The sequence below is a fragment of the Roseospira marina genome (assembly GCF_014197855.1).
GTDB classification, from domain to species: Bacteria; Pseudomonadota; Alphaproteobacteria; order Rhodospirillales; family Rhodospirillaceae; genus Rhodospira; species Rhodospira marina.
Genome location: NZ_JACIGJ010000008.1, coordinates 18,393 through 40,772, shown reverse-complemented (window position 1 = coordinate 40,772; position 22,380 = coordinate 18,393). Strand labels below are relative to the sequence as shown.

At 68.0% G+C, this 22,380-nt stretch carries 18 protein-coding genes; 3 read left to right on the top strand and 15 right to left on the bottom strand.

Features of this window, described 5'->3' with window-relative positions; all coding sequences use genetic code 11:
* Positions 1–14 precede the first annotated feature (14 nt).
* The 6 genes from GGD82_RS11880 to GGD82_RS11855 all read right to left on the bottom strand — a co-directional run bounded on the left by GGD82_RS11880 (position 15) and on the right by GGD82_RS11855 (position 7,499).
* Positions 15–1,592, bottom strand: coding sequence for a formate dehydrogenase beta subunit (locus GGD82_RS11880; RefSeq protein WP_150062535.1), 1,578 nt, complete (start codon positions 1,590–1,592; stop codon positions 15–17).
* Positions 1,589–2,074, bottom strand: a complete 486-nt coding sequence (locus tag GGD82_RS11875; protein ID WP_150062536.1) for a formate dehydrogenase subunit gamma — start codon at positions 2,072–2,074, stop codon at positions 1,589–1,591. The genes GGD82_RS11880 and GGD82_RS11875 overlap by 4 nt, the downstream gene beginning before the upstream one ends.
* Before the next feature lie 225 nt (positions 2,075–2,299).
* The gene (locus GGD82_RS11870) at positions 2,300–3,460 is read right to left on the bottom strand and encodes a glycosyltransferase (protein ID WP_170284293.1); all 1,161 of its coding nucleotides are present in this window, start codon (positions 3,458–3,460) and stop codon (positions 2,300–2,302) included.
* A 255-nt stretch (positions 3,461–3,715) separates the two neighbouring features.
* On the bottom strand, positions 3,716–4,861 hold the full coding sequence (locus GGD82_RS11865; protein ID WP_150062538.1) for a carboxylate-amine ligase: 1,146 nt from the start codon (positions 4,859–4,861) through the stop codon (positions 3,716–3,718).
* An 85-nt stretch (positions 4,862–4,946) separates the two neighbouring features.
* Entirely contained in the window at positions 4,947–5,765 is an 819-nt protein-coding gene (locus GGD82_RS11860) for an N-formylglutamate amidohydrolase (RefSeq protein ID WP_246163897.1), read from the bottom strand.
* Between the two features lie 267 nt (positions 5,766–6,032).
* Positions 6,033–7,499, bottom strand: coding sequence for a polyhydroxyalkanoate depolymerase (locus GGD82_RS11855; protein ID WP_221240781.1), 1,467 nt, complete (start codon positions 7,497–7,499; stop codon positions 6,033–6,035).
* Between the two features lie 524 nt (positions 7,500–8,023).
* Here GGD82_RS11855 and GGD82_RS11850 point away from each other — a divergent pair.
* Both GGD82_RS11850 and GGD82_RS11845 read left to right on the top strand, forming a co-directional pair.
* The gene (locus tag GGD82_RS11850; RefSeq protein WP_150062541.1) at positions 8,024–8,698 is read left to right on the top strand and encodes an EI24 domain-containing protein; all 675 of its coding nucleotides are present in this window, start codon (positions 8,024–8,026) and stop codon (positions 8,696–8,698) included.
* 79 nt (positions 8,699–8,777) lie between these two features.
* The gene (locus GGD82_RS11845; RefSeq protein WP_150062542.1) at positions 8,778–9,437 is read left to right on the top strand and encodes a bactofilin family protein; all 660 of its coding nucleotides are present in this window, start codon (positions 8,778–8,780) and stop codon (positions 9,435–9,437) included.
* Between the two features lie 73 nt (positions 9,438–9,510).
* Here the strand turns inward: GGD82_RS11845 and GGD82_RS11840 are convergent, their stop codons facing one another.
* The 9 genes from GGD82_RS11840 to GGD82_RS11800 form a co-directional block, all read right to left on the bottom strand.
* Positions 9,511–10,527, bottom strand: a complete 1,017-nt coding sequence (locus tag GGD82_RS11840) for an adenosine kinase (protein WP_150062543.1) — start codon at positions 10,525–10,527, stop codon at positions 9,511–9,513.
* Positions 10,528–10,755: 228 nt separating this feature from the next.
* A complete protein-coding gene (locus GGD82_RS11835; RefSeq protein ID WP_150062544.1) occupies positions 10,756–11,106 on the bottom strand; it encodes a hypothetical protein in 351 nt (116 codons plus the stop codon).
* Positions 11,103–11,672, bottom strand: a complete 570-nt coding sequence (locus tag GGD82_RS11830) for a queuosine precursor transporter (protein WP_150062545.1) — start codon at positions 11,670–11,672, stop codon at positions 11,103–11,105. Before GGD82_RS11830 ends, GGD82_RS11835 begins: the two co-directional genes overlap by 4 nt.
* A gap of 132 nt (positions 11,673–11,804) precedes the next feature.
* Complete coding sequence (locus GGD82_RS11825; protein WP_281292736.1) at positions 11,805–12,284, bottom strand: MmcB family DNA repair protein; 480 nt, start codon at positions 12,282–12,284, stop codon at positions 11,805–11,807.
* Positions 12,285–12,466: 182 nt separating this feature from the next.
* Positions 12,467–12,910 carry an acetyltransferase gene (locus GGD82_RS11820; RefSeq protein ID WP_150062547.1) on the bottom strand — a complete coding sequence of 148 codons (444 nt, stop codon included), beginning with the start codon at positions 12,908–12,910 and terminating at the stop codon, positions 12,467–12,469.
* A complete protein-coding gene (locus GGD82_RS11815; RefSeq protein ID WP_184013276.1) occupies positions 12,907–14,037 on the bottom strand; it encodes a DUF1835 domain-containing protein in 1,131 nt (376 codons plus the stop codon). The genes GGD82_RS11820 and GGD82_RS11815 overlap by 4 nt, the downstream gene beginning before the upstream one ends.
* 8 nt (positions 14,038–14,045) lie before the next feature.
* Positions 14,046–16,475 (bottom strand): DNA translocase FtsK, encoded by a 2,430-nt coding sequence (locus GGD82_RS11810; RefSeq protein ID WP_170284294.1) that lies wholly within the window; start codon positions 16,473–16,475, stop codon positions 14,046–14,048.
* A 263-nt stretch (positions 16,476–16,738) separates the two neighbouring features.
* Positions 16,739–17,098: a PAS domain-containing protein gene (locus tag GGD82_RS11805; protein WP_246163904.1), complete on the bottom strand. Its 360-nt coding sequence runs from the start codon at positions 17,096–17,098 to the stop codon at positions 16,739–16,741.
* Positions 17,099–17,428: 330 nt separating this feature from the next.
* Positions 17,429–21,556 (bottom strand): chemotaxis protein CheB, encoded by a 4,128-nt coding sequence (locus GGD82_RS11800; RefSeq protein WP_150062550.1) that lies wholly within the window; start codon positions 21,554–21,556, stop codon positions 17,429–17,431.
* A 188-nt stretch (positions 21,557–21,744) separates the two neighbouring features.
* On the opposite strand from GGD82_RS11800, the gene GGD82_RS11795 reads away from it, so the two are divergent.
* Positions 21,745–22,332, top strand: coding sequence for a hypothetical protein (locus GGD82_RS11795; RefSeq protein ID WP_150062551.1), 588 nt, complete (start codon positions 21,745–21,747; stop codon positions 22,330–22,332).
* Positions 22,333–22,380 lie beyond the last annotated feature (48 nt).

Here is a 22,380-nt window from a genome sequence, read left to right as displayed (position 1 = left end):
CACCCTCTACGGCATCACTCGGCCGCCTGACGGGCGGTCCCCGTGTGCGGCGGGCGGTCGAAGTCCTCCGGGAAATGCCGCAGCGCGCTGCGCACCGGCTGCGGCGTCAGGCCCCCCATGGCGCAGAGCGAGCCGTCGGCCAGCACCGTGCACAGGTCGTCCAGCAGGGCAAGGTTGGCGTCCCGGTCCTCGCCCGCGACGATGCGGTCGATGACCTCCACGCCGCGCTGGCTGCCGATGCGGCAGGGCGTGCACTTGCCGCAGCTCTCGATGGCGCAGAACTCCAGGGCAAAGCGCGTCTGGGCGGCCATGTCCACGGTGTCGTCGAACACGACGAGGCCGCCGTGCCCGACCATGGCGCCCACGGCCGCGAAGGCCTCGTAGTCCTTGGGCAGGTGGAACAGGTGCTCCGGCAGATAGGCGCCCAGCGGGCCGCCCGCCTGCACCGCCTTGACCGGCCGCCCGGACGCGGTGCCGCCGCCGAAGCGGTAGACCAGATCGTGCAGGGAGATGCCGAACGGCACCTCGACCAGCCCGCCGCGCCGCACGTTGCCGGCCAACTGGAACGGCTGTGTCCCGCGCGAGCGTCCGACCCCGAAGGTGGCATAGACGTCGGGGCCGAAGGCCAGGATGTCCGGCACGGCGGCCAGGGTGAGCACGTTGTTGACCACCGTCGGTTTGCCGAACAGCCCCTCCAGCGCCGGCAGCGGTGGCTTGGCCCGGACCTGACCGCGCCGGCCCTCCAGGCTTTCCAGCATCGCGGTTTCCTCGCCGCAGATGTAGGCGCCCGCGCCCACCCGCACATGCAGGTGAAAGCGTCGGTCGGTGCCGTGGATGCCGTCGCCCAGCCAGCCCTCCGCCTCCGCCAACGCGACGGCGTCGCGCATGGTGGTGATGGCGTGCGGGTATTCGGAGCGCATGTAGATGAAGCCCTCGGTGGCCCCCGTCGCCAGCCCGGCGATGGTGATGCCCTCGATCAGCAGGAAGGGGTCACCCTCCATCAGCATGCGGTCGGCGAAGGTGCCGCTGTCGCCTTCGTCGGCGTTGCAGGCGATGTACTTGGTCTCGCCGGGTGCCGTGCGGACGGTGTCCCACTTGCGGCCGGCCGGGAAGCCCGCGCCGCCCCGCCCGCGCAGGCCGCTGTCGGTGACCGCCGCGCAGATCTCCTCCGCCGTCATGGTCAGGGCGCGGTCGAGCCCGGCGAAGCCGCCATGGGCGCGATAGTCGGCTACCGACAGCGGGTCGATGATGCCGCAGCGGCTGAAGGTGACGCGGTGCTGGTCCGCCAGATAGGGGATCGCCTCGGTCGGCCCCAGGGCGAGGGGGTGCGCGGTGTCGGGCGCCGGAACGCCGGCCTCGAACAGCTCGGGGACGGCTTCCGGTGTCATCGGACCGAAGGCGTAGCGGGTGCCGTCCGGCCCTTCGACCTCCAACAGCGGCTCCAGCCACAGCAGGCCGCGCGAGCCCGTCCGCACGATCTCCACCGCGAGGTCACGCGCTTCGGCTTCCGCCCGGACGGCGGAGGCGACGGCGTCCGCGCCCACGGACAGGGCCGCCGCGTCACGCGGGATGAAGACGCGCGGCGTGCTCATGCCGGATCCTCCGCCCGGTGTGTCTTCGCGAGCGCATCGAAGCGGGCCGGGCCAACGCGCCCGTGCAGGGTGTCGTCGATCATCACCGCTGGCCCGAGGGCGCAGTTGCCCAGGCAATAGACCGCCTCCAGCGTGAAGGCCCCGTCCGGTGTGGTCTCGCCCTCGCTCACCGCCAGCGTGCGTTTGACGTGATCCAGCAGGGACTCCGCGCCGACCGCCTGACAGGCTTCGGCGCGGCAGACCTTGACCACATGCCGGCCTGGCCGGGTGCGGCGGAAGTCCTGATAGAAGGTGACGACGCCGTGGACTTCGGCCCGCGACAGGTTCAGCGCGTCCGCCAGCAGCGGCACGGCGGGCTCGTCGATGCAGCCGAACTCCTCCTGCAACGCATGCAGCAGCGGTAGCAGCGCCCCCGGCATGGCGCGGTGGTCGTCCACGATCGCGCGCGCGCGATCCTCCGCCCAGGGTGAGCGTTCCGCCATCGGTCCTCCCTGTCCGCGTCCTTGCAGGCGCCATCCTGTTGACCGCGCCCATGGGGGCGCGGTGCTGTTTTCTGTTTGGCGGGCGTGGATTGGACCGGTCCACTCCCAATTGCACCCAGTGTCGGGGAAACGGGCGTGGTTATCAAATTGCAAATCGTCATGCCGCGATAGCACAAATCTATCGCGCGCGGACCCAAGAACGTAATCTTAAAATGGATATTGCTATCAGGCGCCCGGCGATCCGTCCGGCGACCCGCCAAAGCGCTGCCGGAAGACCAGATAGCGGTTGCCAAGGAAATTGAACACCATCCCGCACAGAATGCCCACCAACGCGGCGCCATACAGGGCGGCGTGGGACGAGCCGAATACATGCGTCCGCAGGGTCAGCGCCACGGAATAGTTCACGACCATGCCGACGACCGACGCCGCCAGGAAGCCCAGGAACTGCGGGAGGACCTTGTTCTGGCGTGCATAGCTGAACGTGAACCGCCGGTTCAGCAGGAAGTTCGTCACCAGACTGACCAGGATGCCGCCGGCCAGACTGATGGTGTCCGGGCATCCCAACGCCACAAGGACCGTCAGAACGGACAGATTGACCACGACACCGGACGCGCCGACGACCATGAACTGGAGGAAGTGCATGGCGTTGCCGAACTGATGAATATACAGGCGGCGCAGATGCTGGATGTACTTCAACTGTTCCTTTACGGACAGCTTGCTTTCGCCGTGCTGGCGGTCGGTGAAGTGAATCGGCACTTCGCCCACGTTCTCGAACCCGCATTTGACGATCAGCTCCAGGCCGATCTTGTACCCCACCGGACTCAGAGAGTCCGCCGCGTCGAAGTCGGCCTTACGGAGCGCGAAAAACCCGGACATCGGATCGCGGGCCGAGGTCAAGGGGCGCGCCAGCAGGGTGGCCACGGCGCTGTTGAGCCAGCGGAACAGACCCCAGGTGTCGTCCGTCGAGCCGCCGGGGACGTAGCGGGACCCGATCACGAACTGCTGACCCGCGTTGAGGGCGAGGATCATGTGCGGGATCGCCTCCGGCGGATGGCTCAGGTCGCAGTCCATGCAGATCAGGATGGGATGGCGGGCGGCGCGAAAGCCGTCGATCACCGCCGGACTCAGGCCCCGGTTCTCGGTGCGGACGATCATCCGGACCCAGTCGAAGCCACAGGCCGCCACGGTTTCGACGCTGCCGTCCCGGCTGTCGTCGTCCATGAACAGCAGTTCCAGGTCGACGCCAAGCCGGTCCCGCAGCCGATGCACGCGATCGATGACCAGCGGGATGTTCTCGGCTTCCTTGTAGGTCGGCACAACGATGCTGGCATCGGTCGTGACCACGATATGAGCGAGGAGATCGCCCTCTTCGTTCTGTCGGTCCACGGGTTTCGATCTCCGGCATCCAATTGGGAGGGGCCAATTGGGGGGCCAAGCGGGGGCCAAATGGGGGCTGCGTCGAGGACAGGGGTGGTGTGGGCGTGCAGGGGCAGGGGGCCGGCCGCGATACCAAGCGGGCGCCGGGCGTGTCGCGCGGGCATCGTACGGGGCGGGAGATACGCCCGCAAGAAGGAGCGGTTTGGGGCTTGCGGCCGACCGAAGGGGGCGGACCGCACCGCGTGCGCCTTCGGACGTCCGGCGTTACACGCCCAGTATGGTTTGCCGGCGCAGCATGGCGACCACCTCGCGCAGGGCGTCCTCCGAATCCGCGCCGCCCTCGATGGCCTCCTGGTAGGTGCGGCGCTGGGCGTGCGCACTGGTGCCGCGTGCGATGATGTCGCGGACGTGCTCCACTTCGTCGCGGCAGCCGAGCACTTTCTGGTCTTCCCGGGTCAGTTCGATCAGCTCTTCGGTCAGGGCGGCCATCGGCACCACCTGCCCTTTGCCGAAATCCACCAGCCCCTCATCGAGCCCGTAGCGTTGCGCCCGCCAGCGGTTTTCCTCCACCAACATCTGCGCGTAGATGCGCCAGCGCTGGTTGGACCGGCGCAGCCGCCACAGCATGCGCAGGATGCAGACGTACAGCGCGGCGAGGCACAGGGTGTCGTCGACGCGGGTGCAGATGTCGGTGATCCGCATTTCCAGGGTGGGGAAGGTCGCGGACGGCCGCAGGTCCCACCAGATCTTGCTGGCGTCCTCCAGCAGGCCGGCCTGCACCACGATGTCGATATGGCGCTTGTAGTCCGCGTAGGACTCGAACCGCCCGGGCAGGCCGGTGCGCGGCAGTTCGTTGAACACGCTGATGCGATAGCTCTTCAGGCCCGTGTCCAGCCCGCGCCAGAAGGGCGATGAGGTCGACAGCGCCAGCAGGTGCGGCAGGAAGTACGCGGTCTGGTTCATCAGGTCGATGCGCAGGTCCGGGTCCTCGATCCCGACGTGCACATGCATGCCGCTGATCAGCAGCCGTCGGGCGACGGCCTGATAGTCCTTGGCGAGCGCGGTGTAGCGGTCCTTGACCGTATGCTTCTGGTCGCTCCATTGCGCGAACGGATGCGTCGATGCGGCGATGGGCGCGAGATTGTGAAGGGCGGCCACATCATGGACCCGTCGGCGGAGCGCGCGCAGGCATGTGCCGAGTTCGGCAACGGTCTCGCACTTGCGGGTGCCGACCTCGATCTGGCTGCGCAGGAACTCTGGGCTCGCCACGCCCTCCGGCATATCGGCGAACTGCTGCATCATCGAATCCGGGACGTCGGTCACCAGGTCGCCGGTGTCCGGGTTCACCAGGAGGTATTCCTCCTCCACGCCCAGGGTGAACGCCGGTTCGGTGTTCATGATGGTGCTCATCGCGCTCCTCCCCCTGCGATGACGGCCCGTCCGCGCCCTCCTGGACGGCGGCGGAGCCGGCTCTCCGGCGGTTGTTCCCGGCCGGTTATTCCAGGCCGTCGGAGCCCGACGGGTCCGGGCCACCGTCCGACAGGTGCACGTACAGGCCCGGGTCCGCCAGGATACCCTCCAGAATGGACGCCAGACGGCCGGCCCAGTCCGCGGCCCCGGCTTCGGTCGCGATCAGGTCCTGCCGGATCTCGATGGCGGCGCGGGCCAGACCGGCGCTGCCGGCGTGGGCCGCGACCGTGTATCCGACCACCCAGCCGGAGTACGGCTCGTTGTCGCCCACGATCAGGTCCGGGTCGTGCGCCAGCCCCTCCATCAAGGGCAGGGCGAGGCGGCCGTCGCTGTCCCACAGCACGCCGATGTGCCACGGGCGGGGCGGGCCGCCGCATGTCATCGTCGGCGTGAAGGAGTGGATGGAGAACAGAACCGGCGCCTGCCCGGTGGCGCGCCACAAATGATGAAGCCGGCGCGTGATCTCCGCGTGATAGGGATGGAACAGCCCGGTGATGCGGGCCTCCTCCTCGGCTTCGGTCAGGTTCTGGTTGCCGGGGACGGGCGTGTTGTCGCTGACCGCCGGGATCGAATCCGCCGCACCCGGCACCCGGTTGAGGTCGATGACGAGCCGCGAGTAGGTCGCCAGCACCGCGCAGACGTCCAGGCGGCGGGCGAGGTGGCGCGTGACGGCGGCGGCGCCGATATCCCAGGCGATGTGCCGGTGCAGGTCGGCGTTGTCGAGCCCCAGCGTCCCCAGCGCCTGGGGAAGGCGGTGTCCGGCGTGATCGCAGATCAGCAGCACCGGCCGTTGGGCGTCCGGGTTGAGGACCTCGAACGGGGGCGGGTCGTCCGCGCCGGGCAACGGTCCGGTGACCGGGCGCGCCGGGGACGACGGGGAGGAAGGCGCGGAGCCGGCCAAGGGGCCGGACGCGGGGTGCGACCGGGATGTCATGCACGGAGTATACCCAACCCGGCGGCTGGGGACAGGGGGGTGTTTGGACCCGTTTGGAGCCGGTCTCGCCGGGGCGTGGGGGCAAACGGAGACGGCAGGCGCCCGGGAGCGCCCGCCGTCTCGCGTCTGTCGGATGATGTCGGGTGCCCCTATTCGGCCGCCCCTATTCGGCCGCCCCTATTCGGCCGGTTGCGTCGCGGCGGCTGTGCGTCGGGCGCTTCCCGAGCGGCTGCGCGTGGTCGCGGTGGTGCCGGTCGACCCGCCGGTGCGGGCGCGACCCTTACTCTTGCTGGCACCCGTGCCGGCGGCCGCCGCCGGCTCGTGCGCCACGGCGCTCGCCCGGATTTCGGAGTCCGTCACGGCGGGTTCGACCGGCGAGCCGAAGCCCCGGCGCGCCCGGGCCTTGCGCACGAAGCTGGCGATCCGCGGACGGATGACCTCGCGCCAGCGCCGTCCGTTGAACACGCCGTAGTGGCCCACGCCCGGGCACACCATGTGCTCCCGGAAGGCGGCCGGGACGTTGGACATCAGGCGGTGGGAGGCCTCGGTCTGGCCCAGGCCGGTGATGTCGTCCTTCTCGCCCTCGACCGTGAACAGGCCGATGTCCGTGATCGCCTCCGGCCGGACCAGACGGTCGCCGATCCTCATGCGGCCCTCGGGCAAGTGATGCTCCTTGAACACCCGCTCGATGGTCTGGAGGTAGAAGTTGGCCGGCATATCCATGACTGACAGATATTCGTCATAGAACGTGCGGTGTGCGGCCGCGGAGTCGCCGTCGCCCTCGATCAGGTGGTTGAAGTAGTCCTTGTGGGCGTCCATGTGCCGCTCGACGTTCATGGCCATGAAGCCGCCGAGTTGCAGGAAACCGGGATAGACGTTGCGGCCGACCCCCATGTAGGGGGCCGGGACGGTCTGGATGAAGCGCCGCCGGAACCACGACATATCCTTGCTCTCGGCGAACAGATTGACCGCCGTCGGGCTCTCGCGGGTGTCGATGGGGCTGCCCATCAGCACGATCGAATGCGGCCGGTTCGGGTTGTCGTCCTCGGCCATCAGCGCGGCGGCGCAGAGGACGGGCACGCCCGGCTGGCAGACCGCCAAAACGGTGGTGTCGGGCCCCAACACCTCCAGGAACTCGATGACGTAGCGGACATAGGTCTCCATGTCGAAATCGCCGTGCCACAGCGCGACGTCGCGGGCGTTGAGCCAGTCCGTGATGTAGACCTCATGGTCGGGCAGCAGGGCCTCGACCGTGCCGCGCATCAGCGTTGCGTAGTGGCCGGACAAGGCGGCGACGACCAGGATGGCCGGATCGTCGCGCGGTTCGTCCAGGTCGCGTTCGAAGTGGATCAGGTTGCAGAACGGCTTGTGATCGACCACGCGCTCGGTGACGGACACCAGTTCGCCGTCGACGATGGTGTCGTTCAGGCCGAACTCGGGCTTGGCGTACTTCCGCGTGACCCGCTCGAACACGTCGGTGCCGGCCGCGACCGTCCGACCCAGGCCCGTATGGCTGGAGGGCAACAGCGGATTGGTCGCCAGCATGTTGACGGCCTGGGCCATCATTCGCATGGGCATCATCGCATGATGATTCATCTCATGGATGTGATACAGCACTGCGCACGTCCTCCTATGTGATGGCATGGTGCGCGTGGGCCCCATGCGCGGCCGTACGGTTTCTGTCCGGGTGATCCGGAGGTGGTCCGCCTGAGCGGGCCTATGCACCGCGCGTGCCGCTTGCTCCCCGTCATTTTTTCTTATTCTAATCTCTATGTGGGTGGCAAATGTATGATGCTCCAGTCAATTTGCGAGCGAATTTGCCCGCTGGGCGACATGGAACTGTCATTCAGAACCAACCAAGTTGGGTAATTTCATAACGTGAAGATGGGCGATCTCGCAATAAAAAATTATCGCGCATGCGAAGGAGGGGGTGTCGAATCCTATCGAACGGCGCAAAAAGCCCCCTCCAAACGACTGTGTTCGCTTGAGAAACAATAAGGATTCCAAAGAGCTTGGGCGCCCGCCGGATGGCCGCCAAAACCGTGTGGCGACCGCGAGATGGGCGTTTCCTGGCGGGCGTCGGTGGTCTACCGTGCGGCGATTCGGGCCCCGTCGGTGCCCCCGTCGAGGTCCGAGACATCTCCGAGACTGCGAAGCGAGTTTCCGTCATGATCCGCGCCCTTATCAAAGCCATCGAACAGCTCGGTGACCCGCGTGTGCGCCAGCCGCTGTGGATCAGCCTGGGCCTGACCCTCGCCTGTTACATTGCGCTCGTCCTGGGGCTTTGGTTCGGCCTGGGATCGATCACCGTGGTCGATTCGCCGTGGCTGGATACCGTTATCGATGTCGTGGGCGGGGGCGCGGCGGTCGTGGTGGCGCTGATCTTCTTCCCCGCCGTGGTGACCGTGTTCGTCAGTCTGTTCCTGGAACGCATTGCGGACGCCGTGGAGCGCCGCCACTATCCGAATCTGCCCCCGGCGCGCGAGGTGCCGCTGCTGGAGGGACTGGGTGGCGCTCTCTCGTTCGCGGCGGTGTCGGTGCTGCTGAACATCGTGGCGCTGCCGTTTTACATTTTTCTGTCGGTGCTCAGCCCCGTCATTTATGTCGTGCTCAACGGCTATCTTCTGGGGCGGGAGTATCACGAGCTCGTGGCGGCACGTCGGCTCGACCGCCACAGCCTCACGGCGGAGCGGCGCACCCATCGCACCCAGATCTTCGTCGCGGGGGCGGTGATCGCGGGTTTGATGCTGGTTCCGTTCCTCAATCTTCTGGTGCCGGTTCTCGCCACCGCGTTCATGGTGCACGTTGTCCAGACGTTGCGGGGGCGCCCCGCCTCCGCTTAAGATTCAGATGAGGCGGTGACCGACGCTGGCGATACGCGCCCGGCCCGCATGCGCAGCTTTCAACGAGGGATCACAACCCATGGCTTTTTTTGGCAACAGCCCTCAGGGCCGTCCGTCCGGTGGCGGCCAAGGCGGCGCCACGACCGAGGACCGTCTCGACGCCGGGGAGCCTAAGGGCGGCCCCTCGTCCCACGAGCCGTCTCAAGTGTCGTCTCCGAAGTTTCAACCCGGTATGCCGGTCAAGCCGCAGACCGGCGCGTTCCGCCCGGAACCGCCCATGGTGGGCCGGGCCGACGGGCTGAAGGCTCCGGCGCCGGCCGCCCCGGAGGCGGAGAGCGCCCCGCCGACCCTGTCGCCGCCCAAGCCCGGAACGGTGGCCACGCGGGAGTCCGGGGAGACGAAAAATCTGATCGTCGGCAGCGGCATTCAGCTCAACGGCCAGATCAGCGCCTGCGACCGTCTGGTGGTCGAGGGCACGGTGGAGGCCGACCTGAACGACGCCGAGGCGATTGAGGTCACGGCCAGCGGCTTGTTCAAGGGGACCGCCTCGATTCAGGAGGCGGACATCTCCGGCCGTTTCGAGGGCAACCTGATCGTCAAGCGCCGGCTGACCCTGCGCAACGGCGGGCGCATCAACGGCTCGGTGCAGTACGCGGCCCTCGTGATCGAGGAAGGCGGCGAGATTCGCGGCCAGATGGATGTGATCGGCGGCGGCGAAAGCGCCGGACCCGGCGCCTGATCCCGGAGGCGGGGGCGCGACCGGCGTGCCCCCACCCCGTCCCCGTCGGGGCGATCTCGTTAGGGAGGGTGCGTCAGGCGGCGCGGCCCATTTTCTGCGAGACCAGATCGGCCAGTGACGCCACCTCGGGGCGCGGGCCGAAATGGCTGATGATCTCCGCCGCGCAGACGTGCCCGATGTGGGCGCAGTCCGCTAGGCTGCGGCCGCTGGTCAGGCCACGCAGGAAGCCCGCGGCGTACAGATCGCCGGCGCCCGTCGTGTCCATGACCTGGGCGATCGGCTCGGCGGGCACGGTCAGCACCTCGTCGCCAGTCACCACCAGCGATCCCTTCTCAGACCGCGTGATGGCCGCGATGTCGGTGTGCCCCTTGATCTGGGCCACCGCCTGGTCGAGGTCGTCGGTCTGGTACAGCGCCTTGATTTCCGCCTCGTTGGCGAACAGCAGGTTCACGAACCCGCTGGTCAGCTCGATGAACGTCTCGCGGTGGCGATCGACGCAGAAGCTGTCCGACAGGGTCAGGGCGACCTTGCGGCCGGCGTCGCGGGCGGCGGCGGCGGCCTTGACGATCGCGTCCTTGGCGCGTGGCGGATCCCACAGATAGCCTTCGATGTAGGTGATGAGTCCGCCGGCGAACAGCGCCTCGTCAATGTCCTCCGGCCCCAGCTCGATGCAGGCGCCGAGGTAGGTGTTCATGGTGCGCTGGCCGTCCGGGGTGACCAGAATCAGGCAGCGGGCGGTCGACGACTCTTCCGCCTTCGGTCCGGTCAGAGGCGGCGTGTCGAAGGCCGCGCCGATGGCCCGGATATCGTGGGTAAAAATCTGACCGAGCTGGTCCTCGGCAACCTTGCCGACGAATGCGGCCCGCGCCCCCAGCGAGGCGAGCCCCGCGACGGTGTTGGCCGCCGATCCCCCCGAGCTTTCCACGCCGGGGCCCATGGCGTCATACAGCATGGCGGCGCGGGCGCGGTCGATTAGCATCATGCCACCCTTGTTCATGCCGTGCTCGGCAAGAAAGCTTTCGTTGGCGTGGGCGTGGACATCGACGATGGCGTTGCCAAGGGCAACAACGTCATGGCGCGGAGCAGTCATGAGGGCAACGGGTCCTTTCAAGTGAGTCCAGACAGGGCATACGACGATTGCGGCGGGTAGCATAGGGGACCCACCCCACCGCTCACAAGGCGTTCCCCTGGCGTGGGCTTGGTCATGGCCGAGACGCCGAGGTGCGCGCGTTTCATGCCGGCCTGGCCAGGGCCGGCTCCGGTGGCGGCGCCTGATGTGGTTGTGGTGCTGCGGTGGCGGTGTTGCCGACGGGGGGGCCTACTGGCCGCGCGCTTCGTCCATTAGGAACGGCGGCGCGGTCCGGGGGCAGCGCGGCAGGCCGCGCCACAGGCGGCCCTCCCGGTCATAAAAGCAGTGGGCCGCCGGCAGGATGGCGTCGCGGGGCCGGGCGCGGTCGGGGCAATGCGGGCTGCCGGCCAGCATTTGGCCCTCGGCGCCGTACAGGCACAGCATGACGCGCGGGCCCGGGCGCTCGTCGATTGCACTCTGCGCTGCTGCCGGCGCGGGAAACGCCGTCGCAAGCAGCGCCAGCACGGCGGCCACGGACCCGATCTGGGCTCCGATCCGGGCCGTGTTCCGGCGGCGGGTGGGCGCGCGGGCCATTGTCATCGCGCCACCGCGACGCCCGGTCCCCGCGCCAGGATCCGGAACGCGGGCAGCAGGGCGAGGGCGACGCAGACCTTGACGGCGAAGTCGCCGAACGCCCACTGAACCCAGGGCAGCGGCTCCCCGGCGAACGCGAGCGAGAAGAACAGCGCCGTGTCGAGCGCGGAGCCCAGAAACGACGACATCAGCGGCGGCAGCCACCACGCCCGGTTCCGCAACCGGTCGAACACCTGAACGTCCAGCGTCTGCGCCACCAGGAAGGCCGTTCCGGACGCCAGTGCGATGCGCGGGGAGGCCAGCAGAAAGGACAGCACGACCGCCAGGGCAAAGCCCACATAGACCACACGGCGCGCCAGCGCCGGCCCATAGTGCCGGTTGGTCAGATCCGTGACCAGGAACGCCACCGGATAAGACAGCGCGCCCCAGGTCAGCCAGTCGTTGATCGGATACCCGACCAGGATATTCGACGCGACGACCACGGCGGTCATGGCGGCGATGGCCGGGGCCAGCAGTTTCCAGGCGACCGGCGTGGGAACGGTGCCGGCGTCGTGGTGGCGCGGCTCGGTCATGGGCACAGGGCTCCTTTGAAGCAACGGACGGCGCCACGATCATCGGTGGGCACCTGTACGATGAGACTCTTATGTCACGGCTTTGTGACCGCTTCGTGGCGTGGGTCCGGTCGTGTGAGGGGCGGGCCTGCATCAGACCGGCGGGTCGAGCAACCGGTGGAGGCGTTCGCCGGCCAACCGGGCGAAGCGCAGAGTCATGGCGCGGCGTCGGGCCGGATGCAAGGGGGCGAGCGCCATCAGGCGCACCACCTCGGCCCCCCAGGGATCGGCCACCAGCAGGCCGCACTCCGGCGGCAGCACATCGATGGGAAAGGTGTCTGCCACGGCGAAGGCGAACACATCGCAGTACGGCAGATACTCCCGCCATTTGCCGTCGGCGCGGTAGTCCGCCAGGGCGCTCTTGACCTCGACCAGCACCACCTGGCCGTCCGGGTCCAGGGCCACCACGTCGGCGCGTCGGCGGTTCGGCAGCTTGAATTCCGTCAGGACGGCATGGCCCGTGTTCGCCAGATGCCGGCAGACGCCACGGGTTATGCCGCGCGTCATGGCGGCGGTGTCGCTGTCGGCGATGGCCCGGCGGCCGGGGGCCGGGACCAGCAGCGAGGGGGGCACGGCGGCATCCTTCGACCGGACGCCCCGCCCCGATCCGTGGGCGCGTGTGGCCCGGAAACCGGCGGCGGTTCGTCTTCTGTTCACGTCGAAGCTCACGCTACGGCATGCCATCGGGGGCCGCAAGGCCCGTTGATCCGTACGCGGGCGGCCGGGCCACCGGGCCGCCGGGATCGGGCGGGCGCTCAGTTCGGGGTGCGATGCCGAAGGTGGATGAGCGGATAGGGCCGTCCCTGGCCATCGTGCGCCGACCGTCCGATCCGCGCGAACCCCCTGTGTGTGTAGAATCCCAGGGCTTGGGGGTTCTGCTCGTTCACGTCGGTCGTCAGGTCCGACCGATGGGACAGCGCCGCCCGGATGAGAGCGGTTCCGAAGCCCCGGCCGTGCTGGTCCGGGTCGACGAACAGGGCCTCCAGATGCCCGTCATGCAGAAGCATGAAGCCCTGCGGAGTCTCCGCGGCATCGACCGCGAGGAGCAACGGCGCATGCGGAAAGAAGGCGGCCAGCTCCCGATCGAGCGCGGCACGGTCACGCGGCGCCAGAAAGGCGTGAGTCGCGTCAACCGCCTTGCGCCAGATGTCCATGACACGTTCCGCGTCCTGAGGCGTGGACGGCCGGAGCGTGATCATGGTTGTGCTTCGCCGCGCCCAGCCCTGTCCGCCATGCCGGTCGCGATGGGCGCGGCTGTTTCGGGATCCCACCGCCACGAGGGCATCGGCGAGACAAGATGCGTGCCGCCCATCCAGCGGTCGAGGCCGCCCAGCGCGGCCCAATCGGCGGTGCCGTCCAGCAGGCGCCGGCCGGTCTCGGTCAGGGTCCAGGTCGCCGTGCGGTCGGCAGCGTCTGGATCATCCTTGATCACGGCCGGCTCCGGGCCAGCGCACAGGCCGTGCACCACATGGGTCATCATGGCATCGCCCAGGGTCGGCTGCGGGTCCGTGGTCAGATAGGCGCGGAACAGGGTGCCGGTGGAGGCGGTGCCGCCTTCATCCGCCAGGGTGCGCAGGAGGCCGCGTTCGGTGAGGGCGAGGCCGTCGGTGGTCCAGGGCAGATCCTGAAGCCAGCGGCGCAGGGCGGGCGCCATCGTCGCCAACCCCGGTACAAGACCGGCCGCCATGCGGGCCAGCGCCCGGGGGGCCGGCTGGCGCAGCGCGTCCCACACCCGCACCCCTTGCGCGGTCAGGGCGCGGGTCACCATCCGCCGCTGACCCCAGAGTCGAAGGAGTGCGTCCGGCCCCAACTCCCCAAGGCCCCGCACGACGCCGACGCTGGCGCCGTCGCGGGCGGGGTCGTACAGCACGAGGGCCGCGCGTCCCTCCAGCCCGCGCCGTCCGTGCAGAGCATCCAGCACCCGCGCCAGGATCAACTGGTCGTAGGCATCATGCTCGAACCACAGCACGACGCGGTCGTAGCGATCCGCCGCCAGCAGTGCCGCCCACTCTCCGGCCATGCGCCGACGCGCCTCGGCCAGAGGAACGCCATAGGCCGCGCTGACGAACCGCGCCCGGGTGTCGTGGTAGCCGTCCAGGGACCGGGTGGCGGGCACCGGCCCCTGGATCAGGGGATCCGCGACCTCCAGGAAATCACCCTGGAAGCCCGCCATGGCAAGGCTGTCCCGGATATCCGAGCCGCACCGCACATGCAGAGTCGGCGCATCCCCATCCGGCGCGGCGCGCCGTGGGCCCCGGGCGCCCCCGGCCCGGGGCGCTGCCTGGGCCAGTGAGACGATCGCCGCGCCCGGACGCGGGTCAGGCATCATCCCGCTCACGCATCGTCGTCGTACGCCCCAGCATCGCCGCCGACCGGGCGCCCGCGCGTCAGGATCTCGCGCTTGCCCACATGGTTGGCTGCGCTGACGAGACCCTCATTTTCCATCCGCTCGACGATGCGCGCGGAGCGGTTGTAGCCGATCTGAAGATGGCGCTGGATGAAGCTGACCGACACCTTGTTCTCGCGCAGGACCAGTGCCACCGCGTGATCGTACAGGTCGTCGCCGGAGCTTTCGCCCAGCGCGATCCCGGCATCGCCGCCGGGGCCGCCCGCGTCGTTGTCCATGACCGGGGCGCCGTCCTCGTCCTCCTCGATGATGGAGTGGACGTACTCCGGCTCGCCCTGGGTCTTGAGCTGGGCGACCAGCGCTTCGACCTCGCGGTCGGTGACGAAGGCGCCGTGCACGCGGGTGATGCGCCCGCCCGCTGCCATGTAGAGCATGTCGCCCTGGCCCACGAGTTGTTCCGCGCCGGCTTCGCTCAGGATGGTGCGGCTGTCGATCTTGCTGGTGACCTGGAAGCTGATCCGGGTCGGGAAGTTGGCCTTTATGGTCCCCGTGATGACGTCCACGGAGGGCCGTTGCGTCGCCATGATCAAGTGGATGCCGGCGGCGCGCGCCATCTGCGCCAGACGCTGAATGACGGCCTCGATCTCCTTGCCGGCCACCAGCATCAGGTCGGCCATCTCGTCGACCACGACGACGATGTAGGGCAGCGTCTTCAGGTCCATCGGCCGATCCTCGTAGATCGGCTCGCGGGCCTGCCGGTCATAGCCGACCTGGACTTGCCGCGTGATGACCTCGCCGTTGGCGCGGGCCTCCCGCATGCGCTGATTGAACCCCTCGATGTTGCGCACGCCCACCGCCGACATGGCGCGGTAGCGGCTTTCCATCTCGCGCACCGCCCACTTCATGGCCATCACCGCCTTGTTCGGGTCGGTCACCACCGGGGTCAGCAGGTGCGGGATGCCGTCGTAGACCGACAGCTCCAGCATCTTCGGATCCACCATGATCAGGCGGCACTGGTCCGGCGCCATGCGCACCAGCAGCGACAGGATCATGGCGTTGATGCCGACCGACTTGCCGGACCCGGTCGTGCCCGCGATCAGCAGATGCGGCATGCGCGCCAGATCGACCGAGAACGGGCTGCCGTCGATGCCCTTGCCAAGCGCCAGGGGCAGCTTCGCGTTGGTGCCCGCGAAGGCGTCGGATTCGAGGATTTCCTTGAGGAAGACTGTGTCCCGGCTCTCGTTCGGCAGTTCGATGCCGATCACGCTGCGGCCGGGGACGACGGCAATACGGGCTGTGACCGCACTCATGGACCGGGCGATGTCGTCGGCCAGATTGATGACCGTGGAGGACTTGGTGCCGGGAATCGGCTCCAACTCGTACAGGGTGATGACCGGGCCCTGGTGGACCTGCATGATCTCGCCCCGGACCTTGAAGTTGCGCAGCACGGTTTCCAGCGACCGGGCCTTTTCTGCCAGGGCTTTCTCGTCGAGCACGCGCTCCCGGGTGTCGATGGAGTCCTGCAACACCGCCAGGGACGGTCGCCGGTAGCCGGTCGCGGTCTCCTCATCGTCCGGCGCGGGCTCGTCCGCCTCGCCGGTGTCGCCGCCGAACGCATCGCCCAGCGTGGCGGGGCCGATACGGTCGCCGGCATCGGAGCCATCGGACAGCGGCATCAGCGGGGGCGGGTCGTTGGTGTCGTCGAGGTCGTCGGGCAGGCCGTCGCCGGTGGCGCCGTCGCCGCCCTCCTCGCCGGCTTCGGCGCCCCAGGCATCGGACTGCCACACCGTCTCGTCGTCGGTGTCCCCGTCCGGTCTCTCGGTGTCGTCTGTTTCGGACGCGGCCGTCCGGTCCGAGGGCTTCTCATTTTCGTGCGTATCGGCGCTGTGCGTATCGACGCTGTGCGTGTCGGCGTCGAGGTGGGCGCCGTCGTGTGGTGCGGTCGGGGCCGCACTGTCGTCCCACGCCGCGTTCGCGTCCGCGTCCGTCGGGGCGCCAGGGTCGCGGGCGCTCTCCTGGCCCATGGCCAGCGCCGCCGGCGGCGCCGTGAACACGGGACCGACCTGGCGCGGCGGCATGGTGGTGTCGTCGCCCTCTCCCTCGCCCGTCGGGTCAATGGTGCCGCTGGCCTCGGCGGCCGCCCGGTGCGCGTTGTCCGACCACTCGACCCCGGCCACGAAGGCGAACGCCATCGCGGCGGCGGTCGTCTCGTCGTTCTGACCGGTGCCATAGGCCACGGTCTGGCTGGCGCGGCCGGGGTGAACCTCCACGTCCCATTCCGTGGCACCATCCGGCCAGACGTGCTCGGTCAGCCGGAACGGCATGTTGTTCAGGGCGCACCAGAGATTGAACTCGTCGGCGGTGAGGACTTCGGATTCCATCATGTCATTCGACGGCGAAGGCGGGGTGAGCGTCATGGACCAGTCCCTTCAGGGGCACCGACCACCACGCGGCGCGACGCGGAAACGCACCGATGCGGCATCGGACGGAGAGAGGCATGGCGCGCCGGGGGCCCGGGGGACGGCTTCGGCCGGGCCAGGACCCGGGACGCGCGCTCAAACCCGGGGGCCGCCGGGGAGCCTCTGGTGGCGATATGCTGTAGAAAACGCGACCTGTTGTCCACCACCCTTTGTGGGACAACCGGCCTTTGCGGAACGACCGAGGCATGGCCGCCCGATCGTTACCGTTCCAGTTCGTAGGCCGCGACCAGCAGCTTGTCCACCTGTCCGTCCAGGTTGAACAGCGGCAGGACGAGCCGCTCCCACGTCTGCGTCAGGCCATCGAAGTCGGCCGTGTACACCCGCGACACCGGAATGTTTTCCGACACCACCCGGTCGTATTCGGCGCGGATGATGTCGCGTGGGCCGTCTGGCAGGGCGTCCACGGACTGCCCGGCCTTGTCGGTGCCGAACCGTCCGGTGAAGAACTGGCTATAGAACGAGTAGGTGTAGCCGGTGTCGGCGCCGGCGCCGTCCACCCGGATGACCACCAGATTGCCCATCCAGGGGCGCAGATCCGCCGGCTCGATATCATCGGCCATCGGCGGCGTTTCGTTTGCGCACAGGCCGAGCCAGTAATCGTATAACCCCTTGAGCCTGGGGTGGCGAAGGACAAGAACGAGACGGCTCATAGTGCTTGACCGAAGCCTCCAGACAGCAAACGAACAAATGACCGCGCCGCGCACGGGGCGGATGGCCGCGTGGATGCGGCCGGCTGCTCCCGAACTCACGACCGCGCCGCGCGGGACACCGTCGTATCAGCGCCACCCCCGCGATGGCAAGACCCCTCCCGGGGCCTCACTCAGAGCCTTACTCCGCGCCTCACGTTGGGGCTGCCCCGGGAGGCGCCCCCCGGCCGCGCGCGAATGGCGTCACGTGGAGCCCGCGCCCCGGGTCGGGTCGGGCGTCGCCGGATCGTCCGGACCGCCCTGCGCAAAGGTCGCGTCGGTATCCTCGGACATTGCGGGCGCCGTGTCCTGTGGCGCCATGTCCCGTGATGACTTCTCGGCGGTTTCGGCCCGGGAGGCTGCGTCTTCGACGGTCTCGCCATCCTCGGCCGGCGGCGCGTCCTCCAAGACCCGCTCACGCGGGAAGCGGACGGTCACCGTCGTGCCCTGACCCTCCTGGCTCGACAGGCTGATGTCGCCGCCGTGCAACCGCATCAGGGATCGGGTGATCGGCAGCCCGAGCCCGACGCCGTCGGAGCGCCGAGCCAGGGAGCCGTCCACCTGCTCGAACGGCGCGAACACCCGCTGGATATCGGCCTGCGAGATGCCGACGCCGCTGTCCGCGACGCCCAGGGTCAGCCACCGCTTGGTCAGCGCCCCGGTGATGGTGACCGTGCCGCCCGGCTCCGTGAACTTGATGCCGTTGGTTAGCAGGTTGATGAGCACCCGCTTGAGACCGGTGGCGTCGGCCCGCAGCGCCGGCAGGTCGTCCGGCAGGTCGACCTTAATGTCGACCCGGGCGTTTCGGGCGCGCTCGCCCACCAGACGAATGACGGTCTCGACCGTTTCGTAAAGATCGACCGTCTCTTCCTGCAATTCGATTCGGCCGGATTCGATCTTGGACAGGTCGAGAATGTCATTGATGAGGCTGAGCAGGTGCTGGCCGCTTTCGTGGATAATGCGGCTGTAGTCCTTGTACTCGGCGTTCAGGATGTCCCCGAACATCTCTTGCGACAGAATCTCCGAGAACCCAAGGATGGCGTTTAGCGGCGTGCGCAGCTCATGGCTCATGTTGGCCAGGAAATCGGACTTGGCGCGGTTGGCCTCCTCGGCGATTTCCTTGGCGTTGCGCAGCGAGGTCTCGGCCCGTTTGATCTCGTCGATGTCGGACAGCAGCATGAAGACGCCCAGCACGCGGCCCATCTCGTCGCAATGGGGCACCATGTGAAAGCCCATGAACCGGTGTTCGCCGTGTGCGACCTGAAGCTGCGCCTCGCCGGACTGGAGGCGGTTTTCCAGTGCGCCGCGCAGGGCATTGCGCAGGCGGCGGTGATTGGCGCGTCCCATCAGCGTTTCGACCTGGGCGCCCACCGCCTGATCGATGTTCAGGCCGAAGGTGCCGGCGAAGTACAGGTTGCAGAAGGTGACCTTTTGGTCCTCGTTGACGTAAATGATCGAGACCGGGACGGTGTCGGTGATCAGCCGCAGCCACTGCTCGCTTTGGAAAATCTTGTGCTGCTGCTCTCGGCTTTCGGTTTCATCGACGAAGGCCAGAATAGCCCCGTCGGTTTCGCCCTGGCTGCTGTGGTGCGGCATGATCCGCATGCGATAGACGCGGTCGTCGGTCTCCAGAATTTCCTCGACGCCCTTGTCCTGGTTGACCACGGTGGCGAGTTGTTCCCGCAGGTTTTTCAGGCCCAGGTGCGTGGGGATCGTTGTGATGACCTGCCCCACGTCCGAGGGCAGCAGGCCGAACAGGCGCACGGCGGGCGGTGTGAAGCGGGTAATGCGGTAGTAGCTGTCCACCACCACCATCGCGAAGCCGATGTTGTCCTGGATGTTGATGAGGTCGGAGTTGGCGTCGGCCAGTTCCGTCGTGCGGATCTGAAGCTCCTCGTTGACGGTGGTCAGTTCCTCGTTGGTCGACTGAAGCTCTTCGTTGGAGGTTTCCAGCTCCTCGTTCGAGGATTGCAGTTCCTCGTTGGCCGCCTGAAGCTCCTCGTTGAGGGCCTGAAGCTCCTCGTTCGAGGTTTCCAGCTCCTCCACCACCGTCTGAAGGTGCTCGCGGGTCGCGATCAGCTCCTGCTCCAGCTCGACCGCGCGCAGGTCGGCCTCGCGACCGGCGGCGGCGGCGGTTGCGTCCGCGCCATCGTCCGCCATGCCGACCGGATCCGTCGAGGGCTCGGAGACGTCGAAGGAAATCAGGAACAGGGAATCATGATCGACCGATGCGCCCATCGGCCGCACACTCAGCCGCATGGCAACGGGCGGGTGGCTCTCCGTCCGCAGGGTGCGGCGAGAGCCCTGCACCAATCCGCCCTCGTTGCGGGCCTTGTGCACCAGGGTACGGCTTTCCGTGCGCAGATCATCGACGACCATGCGTGCGAGATTCATGTCCGGCTTGCCCTGCGGCATGCGGACGAACGGGGAAAGGTCCCCGTGTAGGAACAGGATGTCGAGATTCTCGTCCACCACCACGCTGGGCGGCATGGCGCTGTTGATGTACGTCCGGATGGCCAGGGACTCGATGGTGTCCTGGCTGCGGCGCTGCGTTTGACGAGGCGCACCGTCGGGAACGCGCGCGCGAAGCGAGCCGAACGGCGGCAGCGCGTGGGAGACGCCCTGGGCGGTCCGCTTGCGGAAGATCTTGGAGGACGGGGCCTTTACCGGGCGGAACAGCTCGGTGTTCTGGCCGAGCGATTCCGACTTGCCCAGGAACAGGTGGGCGCCGGGGTTGAGCGCGTAGTGGAACGTGCGCAGCACCTGATCCTGAAGTGCCGCGTCGAAGTAGATCAGGAGGTTGCGGCAACTGACCAGGTCCACGCGCACGAACGGCGGGTCCTTCGCCAGATCCTGGCGTGCGAACACCACCATGTCGCGGATTTCCTTGCGGACCTGAAAGGCCTGCCCGATCGGCTCGAAATGCCGCTTGATGAAGCGCCGGTCCAGGTTCTCGACCGTGGTTTCGGAGTAGATGCCGCGCCGCGCGTGCGCCATCGCGTCCAGGTCCACGTCAGTGGCGAAGATTTGCACCTTCAGGCCGCGCGGGTTCCCGCTCAACCGGTCGGCCAAGAGCATCGCGAACGAGTAGGCTTCCTCGCCGGTGGCGCACCCAGGGATCCACAGGCGGAGGCTTTCGCCCGTCTGCTTGGCGGCGATGATCTCGCCCAGGGTTTCGTCCACTTCGGAGAACGCCTTGTCGTCCCGGAAGAACGACGTGACGGAGATCAGGATGTCCTTGGTCAGCAGGTTCAACTCGTCACGATTGCGCTTTACATATTCCAGGTACGCGTCGAGGCTTTCGATCCGGTTCGCGGCCAACCGGCGCTCCAGGCGGCGGCGAATGGTGCTCGGCTTATACTTGGAAAAGTCGATATCCGTGCGTTCGCGGACGAGCTGGAAGATGGAGCCCATCGTGTCGTCGGTGTGATCCGCGTCCACATCGGCCAGCATCACCGCGCGGGGAAAGCGCACGATGGAGGTCAGTTCCGGCCCGATCTCGTGCGGGGCGAGCCGCAGGTCGATGCATCCGGTCTCGATCGCCGCGCTCGGCATTCCGTCGTATTTCGCGGTGTTCGGGACCTGGGCTACGGTCAGGCCGCCGTGGGCCTTGATCGCCCGCACACCCTGAGAGCCGTCGCTGCCGGTGCCCGACAGAATGACGCCGATGGCGTTCGGTCCCTTGCTGTCCGCCAGCGTGTTGAAAAACACGTCCACCGAGGGCTTGGGGCCGTGGGGCGCGGACGGTTCCTTCAGCATCAGGCGCCCGTCGGACAGGCGGACGTCTTTGTTCGGCGGGCAGATGTGGACGGTGTTGGGCTCCACCGGGGAGCCGTGCTCGATCTCCTTGATCGGCAGGCTGGTTTCGCGGCTCAGCAACTGCACCAGCATCGAGCGGTATTGCGGCGCCATGTGCTGCACGACCACATAGGTCATGTTGGACTGAGCGGGCAGATTGGCCACGAACGGTCGCAGGGCCTCCAGCCCGCCGGCTGAAGCGCCTATGCCGACCACGACCAGACCGCCCTCTTCGGGCTTCTCGGCCTCAAGCTCGCCTTCGACATCGGGATCCGAGTCGGCGCTGGTGGCGCCGCCGGTGTTCGGCAAACCCTGTATGTTGCCCAGTTCAGAACCCGACTCCGGATCCGGCACCTCGCCCGGCGTGCCCGTGACGTATGCCGGTGCGTCGGTCGCCTGGTCGGTTTCCGTGTCCGGTCCTGCGTCCTGACGGGAACGCCCCCGTTCGGCCATGGTGGTCCTCGCCTGTTCTGTGCCGCCGCTCTGGCCCTGCGCCCCAGACCGCTTTTTTGCGGGCACGCCATGCCAAGTCATACCCGCTTCCACCAAGCGTGCAAAGGGCGTTTCGGTCGCCGTTTTCCCACCGTGACGATCCCGGGGACGCGCGCGAGACCGGAGGACGGGAGCGGTTCCGCAAAGGCGCCTATCGCGCGGTCCCGCCTGCGGCTACACTCGCGTCGCCGCCGGAGGGGGCGCGCCGAGCAGTGGAGCATTTCGGGTCAATGGATATGGTGGACAGGGAACGGCACGCGCGCGCGGCCGAGGCATCGGACGGCGGCGGGGCCAGGCGCTTGGCCGGTGGCGTTGATGTCGCCACCCTGGAGCAGGAGTTGGATACCTTTTTGGACTCGCTGGCGCTGCGCACCGGCCGGCTGGCGGAGTCGGGGCGGGTGCTGGACGGGGACGAGGACCGGGCTCCGCGGTTCATGGATTACGCCCGCACCCGCAATCTGACATCGGAGTGCATGGCGTTCCTGATCGTGATCGAACGCCGGATCGAGGGGCTGCCCGACTCCCGGCGCGCGCCGTACTACGACCGTCTCACCGAGATTCTGGTGGCGCTTTGGGGAACCTTGCTGGACGGGTCGCTGACCTTCCTGCGGGCTATCGCCAACGAGGAACATCTGCCGCTTGGGTCGCGCGAGGTGTTTTTGCGCGAAATCAAAACGTTGCACGATGCGCACGCAACCCTGTCCGAAGAGCGGTTTGAGGGTCGTATTCCGGGCGATCTTATGTCAAAGCAGCGACAGGCGGAGAGGATCCTGAATGAAATCATTGATAGGGCGCCCCGCCTGCTTGATCTCGGCTGACATCCGCCGGACACTTTCCCTCTTGGGTCAGGGGGCCTATTGGAGCAG

Coding starts and splice junctions, on each gene's coding strand:
- GGD82_RS11835 (WP_150062544.1), bottom strand. CDS start 11,106: ATGACAATGGCCCGCGCGCCCACCCGCCGCCGGAACACGGCCCGGATC.
- GGD82_RS11800 (WP_150062550.1), bottom strand. CDS start 21,556: ATGACTTGGCATGGCGTGCCCGCAAAAAAGCGGTCTGGGGCGCAGGGC.
- GGD82_RS11830 (WP_150062545.1), bottom strand. CDS start 11,672: ATGACCGAGCCGCGCCACCACGACGCCGGCACCGTTCCCACGCCGGTC.
- GGD82_RS11855 (WP_221240781.1), bottom strand. CDS start 7,499: ATGCCATCACATAGGAGGACGTGCGCAGTGCTGTATCACATCCATGAG.
- GGD82_RS11850 (WP_150062541.1), top strand. CDS start 8,024: ATGATCCGCGCCCTTATCAAAGCCATCGAACAGCTCGGTGACCCGCGT.
- GGD82_RS11865 (WP_150062538.1), bottom strand. CDS start 4,861: ATGAGCACCATCATGAACACCGAACCGGCGTTCACCCTGGGCGTGGAG.
- GGD82_RS11805 (WP_246163904.1), bottom strand. CDS start 17,098: ATGGCCGATGATATCGAGCCGGCGGATCTGCGCCCCTGGATGGGCAAT.
- GGD82_RS11840 (WP_150062543.1), bottom strand. CDS start 10,527: ATGACTGCTCCGCGCCATGACGTTGTTGCCCTTGGCAACGCCATCGTC.
- GGD82_RS11795 (WP_150062551.1), top strand. CDS start 21,745: ATGGATATGGTGGACAGGGAACGGCACGCGCGCGCGGCCGAGGCATCG.
- GGD82_RS11845 (WP_150062542.1), top strand. CDS start 8,778: ATGGCTTTTTTTGGCAACAGCCCTCAGGGCCGTCCGTCCGGTGGCGGC.
- GGD82_RS11815 (WP_184013276.1), bottom strand. CDS start 14,037: ATGCCTGACCCGCGTCCGGGCGCGGCGATCGTCTCACTGGCCCAGGCA.
- GGD82_RS11810 (WP_170284294.1), bottom strand. CDS start 16,475: ATGACGCTCACCCCGCCTTCGCCGTCGAATGACATGATGGAATCCGAA.
- GGD82_RS11880 (WP_150062535.1), bottom strand. CDS start 1,592: ATGAGCACGCCGCGCGTCTTCATCCCGCGTGACGCGGCGGCCCTGTCC.
- GGD82_RS11820 (WP_150062547.1), bottom strand. CDS start 12,910: ATGATCACGCTCCGGCCGTCCACGCCTCAGGACGCGGAACGTGTCATG.
- GGD82_RS11875 (WP_150062536.1), bottom strand. CDS start 2,074: ATGGCGGAACGCTCACCCTGGGCGGAGGATCGCGCGCGCGCGATCGTG.